Here is a 16704-nt window from a genome sequence, read left to right as displayed (position 1 = left end):
TAGCAGGTCCCAAGGGTTTGGCTGTTCGCCAATTAAAGCGGTACGCGAGCTGGGTTCAGAACGTCGTGAGACAGTTCGGTCCCTATCTGCCGTGGGCGTTTGATATTTGAGAGGAGTTGACCTTAGTACGAGAGGACCGGGTTGAACGTATCTCTGGTGTTCCGGTTGTCACGCCAGTGGCATCGCCGGGTAGCTAAATACGGACGGGATAACCGCTGAAAGCATCTAAGCGGGAAGCCCACCTCAAGATGAGATATCACGGGTCTTAAGACCCCTAAAGAGCCCTTGTAGACAACAAGGTTGATAGGCGCGATGTGGAAGTGCAGTAATGCATGTAGCTAACGCGTACTAATTGCTCGTGAGGCTTGACCATATAACGCTCAAGCGTTCTTGTCCTGAACAGACAAGGCATAGCGTTCCTACAAGACGTAAAGTGGCAAAGGCATTGATGTTGCCCAACATGTTTGACTACAACCCCAATTCGAGTAAACGGCCATAACCAAAACCGGTTGCTCAAACAGTTTGCCTGGCGGCCATAGCGAGTTGGAACCACCCGTTCCCATCCCGAACACGGAAGTGAAACAACTCAGCGCCGATGGTAGTGTGGCCAAGACCATGCGAGAGTAGGACACTGCCAGGCTCCAAATGAAGAACCCCGGATCGGTAACACGATCCGGGGTTTTTTTGGGGAACTATATATTTAACTAGCCGAAAATAATCCTGCGAGCGAATGCTCGCAGGATAAGTTTTATTTTTTGTTAAGGTCGTTTATGTCAATTTCGAGTTGCGCTCCAAATACTCGTTTGAAGTGCCGCTCGTACTCTTCTTTGTTTGACGATACGCTGGCGATGCCGGTAAGTTTGCCAAGGTGAACGCGGAGAGCTTTCACGCCGATTTCCGATAAAAATTGATGCAATTTACCGGATTTGCGCGTGCTTTTTCACGTTTTTCCCTTGTCATTCCAAGGATTGTGCCTTTGCTTCTGGCCAGAGGCTCATAGACTTGAGCTTCTGTCAGATGTTTGAATTTCCACGGCCTGTTTCGTTCGGGACGGGGCAGTTCATAAAGCCGATACCACTCGTTGTACAACTCTTCAGGAAATTCGCGCTCGTACTCTCGGGCTTCTTCGCGGACGTAGAACTTAAACGCAGCGATCACATCTTGTTTCGTTGCGTCATAGCCGGATAGCGCGTAGACGAGTCCCTTGATCCCGGCCTTCGCAGATGCGGCAAGAATTACGTGTGCCTGCCGAATAATGTTCTTGTAGCGCGCGTGCTTCAATTTTCCTTCAGATTCCGCCTGAATAACGGTCTTGCACAAATCGATCAGAAGCGTCACATCGTATCCGTTAGCAATGCTGCTCCCGACCGCGCTAGCTGCTTGAAAAACAATGGGATTATCAAGTTTTTCTTGAAGCTCGCGACCAACGTAAGGGCTGATGGTCGCGCTCTGAACAAACTCTTTTAGGCGGCCGCCACTGCCTGCTGAAAGACCAAGCGCCGGACCCATTCCGCGTTGGCTAATAACTGCTGTTTTTTGCTCGTCGTCCAAGACATAACATTCGACGTCAATGCCGAATTCACCTTGAAATGATCCTTTGTGGGTAGCTTGAAGCTGGCCCCTGGCCTTGGCGGGTTTCTTGCTAGATAGCGTCTTCTTTGAAATTACTAGGCCGTCGGCTACTTCGTCCAAGCTAGCCTCAATTGGTTGAATGACCTGATCGGTCTTCTTAGGCATTGATCAACTCCTTATAGGTGAGCCGACGCTGGCCCATGTTGGTGATCGTCTCGTCAATAAACTGCATCGTGCCGCCTTTAGCCGTGTTGTGACGGAATGCAAACTCGTTGACGTACCGGTGCAGATGTTTAGCACTCAGGTAATGGAAGATCCCATAATGCCCACGCTTCAGGACCGCCCAAAAGCTCTCGATGCTGTTGGTGCTGGCCATGCCGTTGACGTACTCGCGCGCACTATGGCTGACCGTCAGGTGCGTATAGATACTCATGCCGCGATAGGCTGAGTGCTCATCCGTGCAAACAACGGAACCAACCTGAACATTGCATCTGACCTGCCTGCCGTTTCTCGGACCCCGTGACGCTTAACATTCTGGCTCCTGCCACGAGCGAGGAGCACATGAAGCAGGCACGATTTACTGACGAGCAGATGGTCTGGATTCGCCGGGAGGCGGATGTGTCACCAGTAGCGGCAGTGGCGAAGAATCACGGCGTATCGGAGCCGACGATCTACGCTCGGCGGAAGCGGTTCGGATCGCTGGAAGCGATGGACGTCCGGCGGCTGAAGACGGTGGAGCAGGAGAACGCCCGACTGAAGAAGCTGCTGGCAGAGCGGGATCTCGAGATCGAGTGATGAAGGAGATCACGCGGGGAAAATACTAGGCGTGCCCGGGCGTCGCCGGGCCGTGGTTCACGCGGTGAATCGCGGCCTGTCGCAACGACGTTCGTGCGCGCTGATCGGGGTAGCGCGGTCAGCCTTAGGGTATGAATCGGTCATGGCGCGGCCAAGGACGCGCCGGTCGTTGCTGCGATGAAAGCCCTGGCCGCGCAGTAGCCGCGCTATGGCTACAGGCGCATCCGGATCTTCCTGCTGTCAACGGCAACATAAAGCTCACCCAGGGAAGTTGCTGATCAGCAACTCAGAACTGACCCACCTCGATGGAATCCGCCGGTAGATGGGGTTGATGATTCCGGCTTTTCGTTTGTCCTTGAGTCGGTAGCTCTCTCCTCGGATCCGGATCACGTGGGCGTGATGCAGCAGGCGGTCGAGCAGCGCGGCGGTGAGCGTGGTGTCGCCGTCAAAGGCTTGGTCCCACTGCCCGAACGGCAAGTTGCTGGTCAGCAACATGGCGCCTTTCTCGTAGCGTTTGGCGATGACCTGGAAGAACAGGTTGGCTTGGTCACGGCTCATCGGCAGGTAACCGATCTCGTCGATGATCAGCAGGCGCGGTCCCATGACGTTGCGTTTGATGAAATCGGTGAGCCGGTCCTGTCGCTGGGCGGCGACGAGGGCGACGACCAGATCGGCAGCCGAGACGAAGCGGGTCTTCATCCCGGCCTGCGCGGCGAGATAGCCGAGGCTGATCGCCAGATGGGTCTTGCCGATGCCAGATGGGCCGAGCAGCACGACGTTCTCAGCGCGCTCGACAAAGGACAAGCCGGACAGCTCCTGGATCGTCTTCTTGGTCACGCCATGAGCGAAGGTGTAATCGAATTCCTCCAGCGTCTTGATGATCGGGAAGCCGGCCAGCTTGGTCAGGACACTGCGGGATCGGGCCTGGCGCGCCGACAGCTCGGACTTGAGCAGGCTTTCCAGGAAACCCGGGAACGTCAGCTGATTCGAGACAGCCTTGGCAGCCAACTGCGGATAGGCGTCGATCAGGGCATCGAGCTTCAGCGCCTGGCAGGCTTCAAGGATGCGATCGTGATGCAGATCCATCAGCGCACCTCCAGCGGGCGGTCGAGACCGACAGGTCATGCTGCAGCGGCGTGGCGCTGAAGTGATCCCACTGCGGTGGCTTGGCCGCTGTGGGGATCACCGGCAAGGTCGGCACGATGCGCTTGCCGCTGTAGGTCGGAGGCAAACCTTGCAGGGCTTTCTGCTCGATCAGCAGTTGCGCGCGCGGCACCTTCAGCGCGGTGCCGTGCAGCCGGGCATTGGGACATCGCGCAGCCACGTCCAGACCTTGGCATTGGCAGTGTCGACATTGAGCAGCAGCCGGTCCTGCGCCAGATTCGATGCCAGCGGGTTGTAGAAGCTGCGCCGCAGATAGCCGTTGAATCGTTCGACCTTGCCCTTGGTCTTCGCTCGATACGGTCGGCACAGCTTCGGCACGAAGCCGCAGTGGCCAGCGAAATCGAGAAACGCCGGCTGGAAGCGGTGCTCGCCCGGACCATAAGCGTCGCGCTCCAGGACGACCGTCTTCATGTTGCCGTATAGCCCTTCGCGCGGAACGCCGCAGAAGAACTCGAAGGCGTGCTCGTGGCAGGCCAGCAGCGTGTCCAGACGCTCGTCGGTGACGAACTCGACATAGCTCGCCCGCGAGTAGCCCAGCGTCGCCACGAATGCCGAGAGCGGCAACTTGCCGCGTCGGAACACCACCCAGTCGCACTGCATCTGATGGCCAGCGGGCGTTTTGAAGCGAACTAGCGGCTCGGCCGGCAGGCTGCGCAGATACGCGCGCAACCGGCTCAGACCACCGGTGTAGCCCTGCTCAGCGATCTCCGCCAACAGCACTGCCGCCGGCAACCACGCCGGATGCGCGGCGCGCACCCGCTCGGCTAAGTACAGCCGGTACGGATCCAGCTTGTGCGGTCGCGCTGGCGGACGCCTCAAATCGACAGCGGCCTGATCCCGCAAATACCGCCGAACCGTGTTTCGAGACACCTGCATCTCCCGGGCGATGTCCCGGATGCTGCGGCCCTGACGGGCCAACACCTTGATCTTCCTGATCCCCTCTCTGCTCAGCATGGCCCTCCCGAAAAAGGGCCAAGGCTACGAGAGGTGGGTCAACTCCGAGTTGCTGCCCCTGGGTCAGGTTAAGGGTGCTGCTGACACTGCGCCGGGAAGGCAAGCGATGAGCGTCGATCGCTGCCTTCGGCTCTGGCAACAATCGGCGCTGCAGGTATCGCGAAAGCGGCCACGGCGGCGGGTGCGCCACGAACGGATCGGCCGCAACCACCGACTTCGCGGAATCACGTCTGGGCCTACGACTTCGTGTTCGATGCCTGCGCGAACGGCCAGCAGCTCAAGTGTCTGACGATCATCGACGAGTACACCCGGGAATGCCTGGCCATCGACGTCGCTGGGTCCATCCGAAGCAGGCGGGTCATCGACGTGCAGACGAGGTTGATCACCGTTCACGGCGCGCCGCGATACCTGCGCAGCGATAACGGGCCGGAATTCGTTTCCCGAGCGATCCTGGACTGGATCGTGGCTTCCGGCATGAACACCGCCACCAGCGACCCCGGCAAACCTTGGCAGAATGGCACCGACGAATCGCTCAACGGCAAGCTGCGGGACGAATGCCTGTCGATGGAATGGTTCCGGTCGCGAGAGGAAGCCAAGGTGATCATCGAAACCTAGCGGCGGCACTACAACGCCGTCAGGCCGCATTCCAGTCTCGGCTACCAGACCCCGAACGAGTTCAAAGCTGCATTGAAGCAATCAACCCAACTGGGTGCCAGTCTCTAGATTCAACAGGCCCGAAAAAGGCCGGCAGGTCAGGGTAACGTCACACTGCTTTAGGGGAATAAGTCATATAGCGATCTAATAAACTGTCTTCTAATGTGACAAAAATCACAGAAAGATCACAAACAGTGAGATAGCCTCTAGCTGCGCTGATGAAGCGTACTGCGACATCTACCCACGGATGGGCAAGGCGTTCGTAGGGGGTGATGCGACGAGTTGCTCGCCGCGTGGCCTCGTCGTTAAGAAAATGATCAACGGATTGAAGTTTTCTTAGCGACGTCACGCTGTAATGTAGGTCGGCTCCCTCCGAAGGGATATGGCCGTGCAGCGAACATATCTCAGGCTGCTTTCTTTTTCGCCGGCAGAATGTTCATCAATTTGCAGATGATGCCGAGCATGACTTCATCGGCTCCGCCGCCAATCGAGGTCAATCGGGAATCCCGATACGCCCTTGAAATGTTGTTGTCCCACATGAAGCCTTGGCCGCCCCAGTATTGCAGGCAAGCGTCTGTCAGTTCTCGTCCCAAGCGGCCGACTTTCAGTTTGCACATGGATGCGAGCATCGTCGCATCACGGCCGGCGACATATTCCTCCGTCGCCTGAAAAACCATCGCCTTCAATGCTTCCACTTCTGTCCTGAGTTCGGCGAGGCGGAAGTGGACATATTGATTATCGATCAATGGTTGTCCGAATGCATGACGCTGCCGCGTGTATGCGATCGTTTCATCGATGAGGTTGGTGTAGCTGTCGATTCCAACGGCGGCGGCGTACAGACGCTCTTCCTGAAACTGGAGCATCTGGTACATGAAACCCATGCCTTCTTGCCCGATCAGATTACGTTGAGGAACGCGCACGTTGTCGAGAAAGATCATCGCGGTGTCGCTGGACCGCATCCCCAGCTTGTCGAGTCTGGTACGGCGGTCCACGCCTTGCGCATCCATCGGGACCACGATTAGCGACTTGTTCTGATGCGGTTTGCCGTCCGAGGTGTTGACCAGCATGCAGGCCCAGTCGGACTGAGTGCCATTAGTGATCCACATCTTCGAGCCATTGATGACGTAGTCGCCGCCGTCCTTGCGAGCGGTAGTCTTGATGCTCGCGACGTCTGATCCTGCGCCGGCTTCCGATACTGCGATTGACACCACAGCATCCCCCGTGATCGCGGGGACCAAATACTCCTTGCGCAGATCGTCGCTTCCGAAACGAGCGAGTGCAGGGGTGGCCATGTCGGTCTGCACCCCGATCGCCATCGGCAATGAACCGTTATTGCAGTTGCCCAGCGCCTGGGCGAACACCACTTCGAACGAGTAGTCGAGGCCTTGCCCGCCATAGGCTTCCGGCTTGGCGATACCGAGAAGTCCGAGCTTTCCCATTTTCTGCAGCACTTCGCGAGCGGGCCAGATGCCGGCTTTCTCCCATTCCTGGATGTGCGGATTGAGCTCCTTCTCGACAAAACCACGGACCTGTCGGTACAACTCCTTATGTTCATGGGTAAGCAACATTACGGTTTGCTCGCGCTGATTGATACCTGATTTATAGCAGCTTGGCGAGTGGGAAGACAGGCCAACTAAACTGATTGATAAAATTGGTAACAATTATTTCCACTCGAAGAGCAACTTTGAAATTGTCAGTGATGCCCTGCCACCCGATCGCTGATAGACGTCTTGTCGACCGCGAGTTCGAACATCAGCGGCCACAGCTTCCCGGTCACCAGCAGATGTCCGTTCTCGGGAATCCGCGCGATTCCGTTGAGGACGGCTTCGCGCGCGTCCCACCCGGGCAACTGCTTGAAACGGCCGGAAAGCGCGGTCAGATCAAGCCAGGCACGGACGTGCCCAGAAGCCGGGTCGATGATCGCGATCCGATCTGACAGCCAGACGTTGGCGTAGATCTGCCCATCGATGAATTCGAGTTCGTTGAGATTGGCGATCGGGCGGCCGTTGTCGGTGACATCGAGTGTGCCGATCTCGGTGTAGCTGCGAGCGTCGTGAAAGCGCAGCTTCGAAGAGCCGTCGCTGCGAATCAGGCGGGTGCCGTCAAACGTCAGGCCCCATCCTTCGCTGGACAACCTAAAGCGGCTCAGAGGCCGCAGTTCGCGATCGAAGACATGCGCGATGCCGTTCATCCAGGTCAGCTGGATGATCCGCTCGCCGACGACGGCTACTCCTTCCCCGAACTGATCTTCCGGCAACGATCGTGTGAAAAGCAGTTGCCCGGTCTTGCGCGAGCGCACCAGAAGATGGGATTGCCCGTAGAGACCGGTACCCTCGATCAATCTGTCACCATCGATCGTCAGGCCCTGGGTAAACGCCGATCGGTCATGCGGATGCTCCGCGATCAGCTCCCATCGAGCCAGAGGGGCTGCAGCCGCCCACGCCGGAAGCAGCGCCTGACCCATCCACCAGCCCAGCATCAGTACAATCCGCACGCTCGCCTCGCGACCTGAATTGAAAGCCATGATCCGCAGCATGACGGGCTACGCCCGCGTCGAACAACAGGGCCCGGCAGGGCGGTTGAGTTGGGAAATCCGCGCGGTCAACCATCGTTATCTTGAAGTGCAGTTCAAGCTGCCTGACGAGTTCAGGGTGATGGAAAACGACCTGCGACAGCTTGCCACGCAGCGCATCGGTCGAGGCAAGGTCGAGGCCGGTCTGCGCTATACCCGGGACGCCGGGCCGTCCGAAGCCTTGCAGATCGATCACGAGCGGCTTGCGGCCGTGCTCGCGGCTATCGAACGAGTCTCTGGCCAGCAGCGCACCTCGACGGCGCCGGACCCGATTCAGGTGCTGGCCTGGCCAGGTGTGGTTCGCAACGACGCCGCGCCAGCCGTGGCGGCGCCAATTGCCGATGCCCTGCTGCTGTTCCAGACCGCGCTCGATGATTTCACCGCCACCCGCGCCCGCGAAGGCGAGCGCACCAAGACCTATCTGCTGGACCGGCTCGATGCCATGGCCGCCAACGTGGCGGCGGTTCGGCAGCGTGCGCCGCAGGTTCGTGACGCGTGGCTGGAACGGCTGCGCGCAAAGATCGCGGAGTTGGGTGTCGACGTGGAGCCAGCGCGACTCGCCCAGGAAGCCGCCATGGCCGCGCAGCGGCTGGACGTTGACGAAGAACTGTCCCGACTCGACAGCCATTTCGTCGAAGTACGCGACACCCTTGACCGCAACGAAGCCGTCGGCCGGCGCCTCGATTTCCTGATGCAGGAACTCAACCGCGAGGCCAACACCCTGTCATCGAAATCCCAGGACGCCGAGATGACGCGGCTGGCCGTGGAAATGAAAGTGACGATCGAACAGATGCGCGAGCAGGTACAGAACATTGAATGAATCATTGATCCCCGGCACCCTCTGGATCGTGTCGGCGCCCAGCGGCGGCGGCAAGACCAGCCTGACGCGGGCTTTGCTGCCACGTCTTACGGCGCAGGGCTGGCCGGCGGAAATCTCGGTGTCGTACACCACGCGCGCGCCGCGTCCGGGCGAGCAGGAAGGCGTGCACTACCACTTCGTCGACGAGGCGACATTCGCGACGATGGTCGAACACGGTGATTTCCTTGAACACGCTGAAGTGTTCGGTCGCCATTACGGCACCGGCCTGACGCGCACCAAGGAACTGCTGGGACGCGGCATCGACGTCATCCTCGACATCGACTGGCAGGGCGCGCGCCAGGTGCGTGCGCGGCGCTCCGATGTCCAGAGCGTCTTCATCCTGCCGCCATCGTCGGCGGAGCTCGAACGGCGGCTGCGCGCGCGGGGCACCGACAGCGACGAGGTGATCTCGGCACGCATGCGCGCTGCCCGGGCCGAGATGTCGCATCACGGCGAGTACGACTACCTGCTAGTGAACCGCGATTTCGAGCGGGCGCTCGATCAGATGTCGGCGATCTTCATCGCTCGGCGCCTGCGCAGCGCCACCCAGCAGGCGCGGCACGAAGCCCTGATCGACCATCTGCTGGCCGAACAGCTCGTCTGAGCTTCGGTCTGGCACGCTTTTCGCGCCGCCGGTATACTCCGGCTCTTTTCCGCAGCACAGAGCATCGTCGCCATGGCACGAGTCACCGTTGAAGATTGTCTGGACCGCATCCCGAACCAGTTCGAGCTGACGCTGGTTGCCGCCAAGCGCGCGCGCCAACTCGCTCGCGGTGCAGAAGCCAAGCTGCCGTGGGGCAACCACAAGTCGACCGTGCTCAGCCTCAAGGAAATCGCCCACGGCTACGTCGATACCGGCGTGCTGCAGGAAGCGGATCTGCCGGCCATCCAGCAGCCGAAGATGGAACTCGAAGCGCTCGATCCGAGCTTCGACCTCTAAGCAGCAGGCGACTCGCCGCAGTACCGAAAGGGGCCGCAAGGCCCCTTTTTCGTGGCCGTCGGTCTTGGATGGGCGCGACCCGCGTCTATACTCAAACCATGGATATTCCCGTGATCTCGCGCATCGGCACCGCACTTCGCACGCAGCGCGTGGCGCGCGAGTACGGCATCGATGCGTTGACCCGGTTGCTTGAGGAATACCTGCCGGCACCGCAGATTTCCGAGGTTCGCCGTGCCTACGAGTTCGGCGCCAAGATGCACGCCGGCCAGAACCGGTCGAGCGGCGAGCCGTATATCTATCACCCGCTGGCGGTGGCCAAGATCCTCGCCGAGATGCGGCTCGACGCGACCACGCTGTGCGCGGCGATCCTGCATGACGTGATCGAGGACACGCCGGTCGGCAAGGAAGAGATCGCCCGCCTGTTCGGTCGCGATGTCGCCGAGCTGGTCGACGGCGTGTCGAAGTTCCAGAAGGTCGAAGGCATGTCGGGCGCCGAGCGCCAGGCCGAGAACGTCCGCAAGCTGCTGCTGGCGATGGCGCAGGATCTGCGCGTCATCCTCGTCAAGCTCGCCGACCGCCTGCACAACGTTCGAACGCTTGATGGCGTCGAGCCCGCCAAGCGTCGTCGGGTGTCGCTGGAAACACTGGAAATCTATGCGCCGATCGCCCAGCGCCTCGGCATCAACACCTTGCGGATGGAGCTCGAAGACCTGTCGTTCGAGAACCTGTATCCGCAGCGCTACAAGGTGTTCGAGAAGGCCGTCAGCGCCCGTCTGGGCGACACCAAGGGGTTGATCAAGGAAATCGAGCACAAGCTCGAGCGGGCGCTGAAGGAAGAAGGCATCGGCGCCAGCGTGGTCGGCCGCCAGAAGAACCTGTACGGCATCTACGAAAAGATGCAGCGCAAGCGCCTGCGTTTTCTCGACGTGATGGACCTGCTCGGCTTCCGCATCCTGGTGTCGAAGGTCGACGACTGCTACCGCGCGCTGGGTGTTGTCCACCACGCTTACCGGCCGATTTCCGAGCTGTTCAACGATTTCGTCGCCAATCCCAAGGTCAACGGCTACCAGAGCCTGCACACCACCTGCATCGGTCCGCAGGGTCGCAAGATCGAGGTGCAGATCCGCACGCGCGAAATGCACCACATCGCCGAGAACGGTATCGCCGCGCACTGGCAGTACAAGCTCGACACCAAGGGCGGCGCCACCAAGGCGGTCAGCGGCAAGAACGACAGCCAGAGCGCGCCGCAGGTTCGCGCCCGCGAATGGCTCGGCAACCTGTTCGCGGCGCAGACCGGCGCGGCGCCGCTGGAGTTCATCGAGAACGTCAAGGTCGACCTGTTCCCGGACGAGGTCTACGTGTTCACGCCGAAGGGTCACATCCGGCAGCTGCCACGCGGCTCCACGGCCGTCGACTTCGCCTATTCCGTGCACACCGAACTCGGCGATCACTGCGTGGCCGCGCGCATCGACCAGCAGCTCGAACCGCTGAACACGGTGCTGCGGAACGGCCAGACCATCGAGATCATCACCGCCCGCCACGCACGGCCGAACGCGGCCTGGCTGAACTACGTCAAGACCGTCAAGGCGCGCCAGCACATCCGCAACTTCCTGAAGAACCAGCGCGAGGACGAGGCGGTCCGGCTCGGTCGCCGGCTGCTGGAAATCGCGCTGCGCGAACTGAACGTGCCGCTGACCGTGCTCAAGGAGGAATCGACCGGCGCGGTACTGAAAGCCTTCGGCCTGGCCGACATCGAAGACCTGTACGTGTCGATCGGCAGCGGCAGCCGGCTGGCGCCGCTGGTGGCGCGGCATTTCCTGCCCGATCCGAACCAGAGCACCACGCCGGGCGAATCGGTGCCGCTGGCGGTGGAAGGCACCGAAGGCCTGGTCATCGATTACGCCAAGTGCTGCCATCCGATCCCCGGCGACGAGATCTGTGGTTATGTCTCGATCGGCCGCGGCATCGTCGTCCACCGTCTGGAATGCAAGCACGTATCGGCCCGCAAGGGCGCCGCGCAGGACCGCGTGCCGCTGATCTGGGCGCCGAGCGTGCAGGGCGATTTCCTGGCCGAACTGAAGCTCAAGGCCGAGAACCGCCGCGGCCTGCTGGCCAGCGTGGCCGGCGAGATCGCGGCCGCCGGATCGGGCATCGAGAACGTGCAGATGCCGGAGCGCGGCGGCAGCGACGCCGCACTCGAAATCCGCTTCGTGATCACCGTGCGCGACCGCGTGCATCTGGCCCGCGTGCTGCGCCGCCTGCGCCGGCTCGAAGCGGTCCAGCGCGTCATCCGTATCTAGTCGTCAGCAGACAACAGCGCCGGCCCAAAAGCCGGCCCCGCGAATTCCGGAGTTCCCCATGAGCCGCACCATCATCAAGACCGACGACGCCCCGGCGGCGATCGGCACCTACTCGCAGGCCGTCAAGTGCGGCAACACGGTCTACCTGTCCGGCCAGATTCCGCTGGATCCGAAGACCATGACTCTGGTCAACGCGACCATCGAGGACGAGATCCACCAGGTGTTCAAGAACCTGCGCGCAGTGGCGACGGCGGCCGGCGGCGGACTTGGCGACTTCGCCAAGCTGAATGTCTTTCTCACCGATCTCGGCCACTTCGCCAAGGTCAACGAGATCATGGCGACCTACTTCGCCGAGCCCTATCCGGCACGCGCCGCGATCGGGGTCGCCAGCCTGCCGCGCGGCGCGCGAGTCGAGGCCGACGCGGTGATGGTCATCGACTGAAAACGCACCCGGTCGGCACTGCCGCGATGACGGATGCCCGCAGCAGGACGGCCAGGCCCGGCAGCAAGCCGCCGCTGACGCTCGACACCGAACTCACCTTCCTGAAGGGGGCCGGGCCGGCGGTGGCATCTAGGCTCAAGCCGCTGGGCCTCGAGCGGGTGCGCGACCTGCTGCTGCACCTGCCGATCCGTTACGAGGATCGCCGCCGCATCGTGCCGATCAACGAGGTCGCGCACGGTGTCGAGGCGCTGGTCTGCGGAAAGATCGTGTCCGCCGAGGTGCGCTTCGGCGCCAAGCGCTGGCTGCGCGTGGTGATCGACGACGGCCGGGCCAGCCTGGTGCTGCGCTTCTTCCACTTCAACGAAGCGCAGAAGGCGGCGATGACCGACGGCCGCTGGCTGCGCGCCTTCGGTGGCGTGCGGGTCACGCCGTCGGGCCCGGAAATCGTCCACCCGGAATACCGGATCGCCGATTCCGCGCTCGAACTGCCGCCGGAAACGCGGCTGACGCCGATCTACGGGCTGGCCACCGGCATCACCCAGACCCGCGTCCGCGCGCTGATCCAGCAGGCGCTCGCCGTGGCTCAGACGGACGCCGACTACAAGGCCGATTTTCCCGGTCTCGGCGGGCCGGCGACGCTCGACGCGCTGCGCACCCTGCACGAGCCGGACGGCCGCGATCTCGGCGATCTGCTGCTCGATCGCCACCCGGCGCAGATCCGGCTGGTGCGCGAGGAACTGCTGGCCCACCAGCTGTGCATGCGTCTGCTGCGCAAGCAGAGCAAGTCGGCGCCCGGCACCCGCATCGAAGGCGTGCTGGCGGCCGAAGCCCGCCTGCAGGGTGCCTTGCCGTTCGTGATGACCGGCGCCCAGCGGCGCGTGGTGTCGGAAATCGCCCGTGACCTCGCGGCCGGCAAGCCGATGCTGCGGCTGGTGCAGGGTGACGTCGGTTCCGGCAAGACCGTGGTCGCCGCCAGCGCGATGCTCGGTGCGGCGCAGGCCGGCCTGCAGTCGGTGCTGATGGCGCCGACCGAGCTTTTGGTCGAGCAGCACGCCCGCACGCTGAACGGCTGGTTGTCGCCGCTCGGGGTCGAGGTCGGCCTGCTGACCGGCAAGATGAAGAAGTCCGAGCGCGACGAGGCGCTGCGCCGCGCGGCGACCGGCGCCACGCCGGTCTGGGTCGGCACCCATGCGCTGTTCCAGGGCGACATGAAGCTGAAGAAGCTGGGCCTGATCGTGGTCGACGAGCAGCATCGTTTCGGCGTCGGCCAGCGGCTGGCGCTGCGTGACAAGGGCCCGGCCGGCGTCACGCCACATCAGCTGATCATGTCGGCGACCCCGATTCCGCGCACCCTGGCGCAGACCGTGTACGCCGATCTCGATGTCTCGGTGATCGACGAACTGCCGCCCGGCCGCACGCCAGTGCAGACCGTGGTGCTGTCCAACGAGCGCCGCTTCGACGTGCTGTCGCGGATCGGTGAAGCCTGCCGGCAGGGCCGCCAGGCCTACTGGGTCTGCACCTTGATCGAAGAAAACAGCGAGCTGCAGGCGCAGGCCGCCGAGGAAACCTACCGGCAGCTGCGCGAGGAACTGCCGGAGTTGAAGGTCGGCCTCGTGCACGGCCGGCTGAAGGCGGCCGAGAAGGAAGCGCAGATGCGCGCCTTCCAGAGTGGCGCCACCCAATTGCTGGTCGCCACCACGGTGATCGAGGTCGGCGTCGACGTGCCCAACGCCAGCATCATGATCATCGACAACGCCGAGCGGCTCGGCCTGTCGCAGCTGCACCAGCTTCGCGGCCGGGTCGGCCGTGGCGCCACCGCCAGCCAGTGCCTGCTGATGTATCAGCCGCCGATCGGCCAGGGCTCGAAGGCGCGGCTGGAAGTGATGCGCACCACCAACGATGGCTTCGTGATCGCGCAGAAGGATCTCGAACTCCGCGGCCCGGGCGAACTGCTCGGCCGCCGCCAGACCGGGCTGGTCGGCATGAAGATCGCCGACCCGGTGCGCGACAGCGGCTACATCGGCGGCCTGCAGAAACTCGCCGACGACTGGTGGCTGAAAGCGCCGAAGGAGGCGCAGCGGCTGATCAGCCGCTGGATCGGCGATGCCGATCGTTATGCGCAGGTCTGAGGGCGTGAACAGCGGACCGCCGCGTCTTCTGCGCAATCCCCGAGTCGTTTGTGCTGAAGCCGTGACGCCCGCTGGCACAATGATCCGATGAAAGCCCTGATCCCGATGCTGCTGGCGCTGGCCGCCGGCGCGGTGCTGCCGCTGCAGGCTGGCCTCAATGGCCAGCTGCGCGGCCAGCTCGGCAGTCCGTTCGCTGCTGCGCTGGTGTCGTTCTCGGCCGGCACCCTGCTGCTGCTGGCGATCGTCATCGCGCTGCGCACGCCGTGGCCGGCCAATACCGGCGCCGTGCCGTGGTGGCTGTGGGGCATCGGCGGCACGCTGGGCGTGGGCTACCTGATCATGAGCATCGTGCTGCCGCCGATGCTCGGCGTAGCGCTCACTTTCGGGCTGATCGTCGCCGGCCAGCTGGCGCTGTCGTTGACGCTCGACCATTTTGGCCTGCTCGGCTTCGCGCAGCACGTGATCAATCCGTGGCGGGTGCTGGGCGCGGCGCTGATCGTGGCCGGCGTGGTGCTGATCCGGAAGTTCTGAAGCGATGATGACCATCACCCGGGACCGGCTGGCCGCCTACGGCCAGCTGATGCGGCTCGACAAGCCGGTCGGCACCTGGCTGCTGCTATGGCCGACCTTGTGGGCGTTGTGGTTCGCGGCCGGTGGCCTGCCGCCGCTGCATCTGCTGGCGATCTTCGTGCTCGGCACCTTCCTGATGCGCAGCGCCGGCTGCGTGATCAACGACTACGCCGACCGCAAGGTCGATGGCCATGTCGAGCGCACGCGCGGCCGGCCGCTGGCCAGCGGCCGGGCCACGCCGCGCGAAGCGCTGATCCTGTTCGTGCTGCTGGCGCTGCTGGCGCTGGCGGTGGCGGCGCCGCTCAATGCCGCGGCGCTGTGGCTGTCGGTGCCGGCGGTGGTGATCGCCGCCAGCTACCCGTTCGCCAAGCGGTTCCATTCGCTGCCGCAGGCGCACCTCGGCATCGCCTTTTCCTGGGGTATCCCGATGGCCTTCGCGGCGGTCGGCGGCCAGGTCGACTGGCCGATGGCGACGCTGCTGATGGCCGCCAACCTGTGCTGGACGATCGCCTACGACACGCTCTACGCGATGGTCGACCGCGATGACGATCTCAAGATCGGCGTCCGCTCCAGCGCCATCCTGTTCGGCCGCGCCGACCTGCTGATCATCGGCCTGCTGCAGCTGGCGGCGCTGGGTCTGCTGGCCTTCGCCGGCTGGCGGATGCGCCTCGCCGTGCCGTACTGGCTGGGACTGGCGGTGGCGGCGTGCTTCGTCGCCAACCAGCTGTGGCGTGTCCGCCATCGCGATCGCGCCGCCTGCTTCGCGGCGTTCCTCGGCAACAATCGCGTCGGCGCCGTGGTCTTTCTGGGCCTCGCGCTGTCGCTGCCCCCGTTGTGAACCGGAGAACCGTCATGTTCCGTTGGCCGATCGTGCTGCTGACCCTGGGTCTGATTGCCACCACCACGGCCTCGGCCGAAACGCCGGCCGCCGGCGAGCGCGTGGTCACCTACACGCCGGCCGACTGGCCGACGGCGCTGCCCGGCGACCTGATCGTGCCGGCTGGCACCGCACCACCGGGCGGCCGGCCGGCGGTGGTCGTGCTGCACGGCGGCGCCTGGCACAAGGGCGACCGCAGCCACAGCCGCAGCATGGCGCGGCGGCTGGCCGACAGCGGCTTCGTGGCGATGGCGATCGACTACCGGCTGGTGCCGGATGCCATCTATCCCGCCCAGGTGCTCGATGTGCAGCAGGCGGTGCGCTGGCTGCGCGCCAACGCGGCGACGCTGGCGATCGATCCGACGCGGATCGCGCTCTGGGGTTCGTCCGCAGGCGCCCACCTGGCCGTGCTGGCGGCATCGCTGAGCCCGGGCGACCGGCTGTTCGATCCGGAGGCGCGCGTGCAGGCCGTGGTCGGCGGCGGCACGCCTACCGATTTTCGCGATGGCGGCGGCGGCAACGGCTCGCTGGCCCGCTTCCTCGGCGAGCGCTGGCACGAAGGCTCGACGGTGTTCATCGAAGCCTCGCCGATCGCGCACGTCTCGGCCGACGATCCGCCGGTGTTCCTGTTTCACGGTGACGCCGACCGCACCGTTCCGGTCAGCCAGGCGACGGCGTATCGGGATGCGCTGACGGCGGCCGGCGTGCCGAACACGCTGGTACAGGTGCCGGATGGCGGTCATGCGCTGGGGGCTGCCGGCAAGCCGGTGATCGAGCAGGGCATCGCCTTCCTGCAGCAGCGGCTGGCGCGCCACCCCGCCGCTGAATCCCGATCGCCCGCTACGCCGTAAGCAGACCGGAACCCGACCGATCCCG

Annotated in this window: 13 protein-coding genes, 2 rRNA genes and 4 pseudogenes; 13 read left to right on the top strand and 6 right to left on the bottom strand. The window is 63.2% G+C overall.

What is annotated here, in order from left to right:
* Together ACTIGJ_RS18800 and rrf are read left to right on the top strand one after the other, a co-directional pair.
* Positions 1-373, top strand: a 23S ribosomal RNA gene (locus ACTIGJ_RS18800); the annotation flags it as partial.
* A gap of 152 nt (positions 374-525) precedes the next feature.
* Positions 526-640: ribosomal RNA gene (rrf, locus tag ACTIGJ_RS18795) — 5S ribosomal RNA — on the top strand.
* 245 nt (positions 641-885) lie between these two features.
* On the opposite strand, the gene ACTIGJ_RS18790 is transcribed toward rrf, so the two are convergent.
* Positions 886-1737, bottom strand: a complete 852-nt coding sequence (locus tag ACTIGJ_RS18790; protein ID WP_439641857.1) for a P63C domain-containing protein — start codon at positions 1735-1737, stop codon at positions 886-888.
* 85 nt (positions 1738-1822) lie between these two features.
* A pseudogene (locus ACTIGJ_RS18785) lies at positions 1823-2056 on the bottom strand (IS1595 family transposase); the annotation flags it as partial.
* A 77-nt stretch (positions 2057-2133) separates the two neighbouring features.
* Between ACTIGJ_RS18785 and ACTIGJ_RS18780 the strand changes: the two are divergent.
* A pseudogene (locus ACTIGJ_RS18780) lies at positions 2134-2565 on the top strand (transposase); the annotation flags it as partial.
* A gap of 60 nt (positions 2566-2625) precedes the next feature.
* On the opposite strand, the gene istB reads toward ACTIGJ_RS18780, so the two are convergent.
* Positions 2626-3453: an IS21-like element helper ATPase IstB gene (gene istB, locus ACTIGJ_RS18775; protein ID WP_439641856.1), complete on the bottom strand. Its 828-nt coding sequence runs from the start codon at positions 3451-3453 to the stop codon at positions 2626-2628.
* Positions 3425-4485: pseudogene (istA, locus tag ACTIGJ_RS18770) on the bottom strand (IS21 family transposase). The gene istB and the pseudogene istA overlap by 29 nt, the downstream one beginning before the upstream one ends.
* A 106-nt stretch (positions 4486-4591) precedes the next feature.
* On the opposite strand from istA, the pseudogene ACTIGJ_RS18765 reads away from it, so the two are divergent.
* A pseudogene (locus tag ACTIGJ_RS18765) lies at positions 4592-5208 on the top strand (IS3 family transposase); the annotation flags it as partial.
* Positions 5209-5543: 335 nt separating this feature from the next.
* On the opposite strand, the gene ACTIGJ_RS18760 reads toward ACTIGJ_RS18765, so the two are convergent.
* The gene (locus ACTIGJ_RS18760; RefSeq protein ID WP_439641855.1) at positions 5544-6707 is read right to left on the bottom strand and encodes an acyl-CoA dehydrogenase family protein; all 1164 of its coding nucleotides are present in this window, start codon (positions 6705-6707) and stop codon (positions 5544-5546) included.
* A gap of 125 nt (positions 6708-6832) precedes the next feature.
* Positions 6833-7675, bottom strand: a complete 843-nt coding sequence (locus ACTIGJ_RS18755) for a glutaminyl-peptide cyclotransferase (protein ID WP_439641854.1) — start codon at positions 7673-7675, stop codon at positions 6833-6835.
* Here ACTIGJ_RS18755 and ACTIGJ_RS18750 point away from each other — a divergent pair.
* From ACTIGJ_RS18750 to ACTIGJ_RS18710, 9 genes are all read left to right on the top strand, one after another.
* Positions 7662-8531, top strand: a complete 870-nt coding sequence (locus ACTIGJ_RS18750; RefSeq protein WP_439641853.1) for a YicC/YloC family endoribonuclease — start codon at positions 7662-7664, stop codon at positions 8529-8531. The genes ACTIGJ_RS18755 and ACTIGJ_RS18750 overlap by 14 nt on opposite strands.
* Positions 8532-8535: 4 nt before the next feature.
* Positions 8536-9174 carry a guanylate kinase gene (gene gmk / locus ACTIGJ_RS18745; RefSeq protein ID WP_439641858.1) on the top strand — a complete coding sequence of 213 codons (639 nt, stop codon included), beginning with the start codon at positions 8536-8538 and terminating at the stop codon, positions 9172-9174.
* A gap of 72 nt (positions 9175-9246) precedes the next feature.
* Positions 9247-9510 (top strand): DNA-directed RNA polymerase subunit omega, encoded by a 264-nt coding sequence (gene rpoZ / locus ACTIGJ_RS18740; protein ID WP_439641852.1) that lies wholly within the window; start codon positions 9247-9249, stop codon positions 9508-9510.
* A 98-nt stretch (positions 9511-9608) separates the two neighbouring features.
* Positions 9609-11810, top strand: coding sequence for a RelA/SpoT family protein (locus ACTIGJ_RS18735; RefSeq protein ID WP_439641851.1), 2202 nt, complete (start codon positions 9609-9611; stop codon positions 11808-11810).
* A gap of 58 nt (positions 11811-11868) precedes the next feature.
* Positions 11869-12252: a RidA family protein gene (locus ACTIGJ_RS18730; RefSeq protein ID WP_439641850.1), complete on the top strand. Its 384-nt coding sequence runs from the start codon at positions 11869-11871 to the stop codon at positions 12250-12252.
* A gap of 26 nt (positions 12253-12278) precedes the next feature.
* On the top strand, positions 12279-14381 hold the full coding sequence (gene recG, locus ACTIGJ_RS18725) for an ATP-dependent DNA helicase RecG (RefSeq protein ID WP_439641849.1): 2103 nt from the start codon (positions 12279-12281) through the stop codon (positions 14379-14381).
* Positions 14382-14468: 87 nt separating this feature from the next.
* The gene (locus ACTIGJ_RS18720; RefSeq protein ID WP_439641848.1) at positions 14469-14912 is read left to right on the top strand and encodes a DMT family transporter; all 444 of its coding nucleotides are present in this window, start codon (positions 14469-14471) and stop codon (positions 14910-14912) included.
* A 4-nt stretch (positions 14913-14916) separates the two neighbouring features.
* A complete protein-coding gene (gene ubiA, locus ACTIGJ_RS18715) occupies positions 14917-15789 on the top strand; it encodes a 4-hydroxybenzoate octaprenyltransferase (RefSeq protein ID WP_439641847.1) in 873 nt (290 codons plus the stop codon).
* 14 nt (positions 15790-15803) lie between these two features.
* Positions 15804-16679 (top strand): alpha/beta hydrolase fold domain-containing protein, encoded by an 876-nt coding sequence (locus tag ACTIGJ_RS18710; protein WP_439641846.1) that lies wholly within the window; start codon positions 15804-15806, stop codon positions 16677-16679.
* Positions 16680-16704: the final 25 nt, after the last annotated feature.

The organism is Nevskia sp. (assembly GCF_051860985.1).
Classification (GTDB): domain Bacteria; phylum Pseudomonadota; class Gammaproteobacteria; order Nevskiales; family Nevskiaceae; genus Nevskia.
The sequence above is the reverse complement of the archived record's forward strand: the minus strand, read 5'-3'. Positions and strand labels throughout refer to the sequence as shown.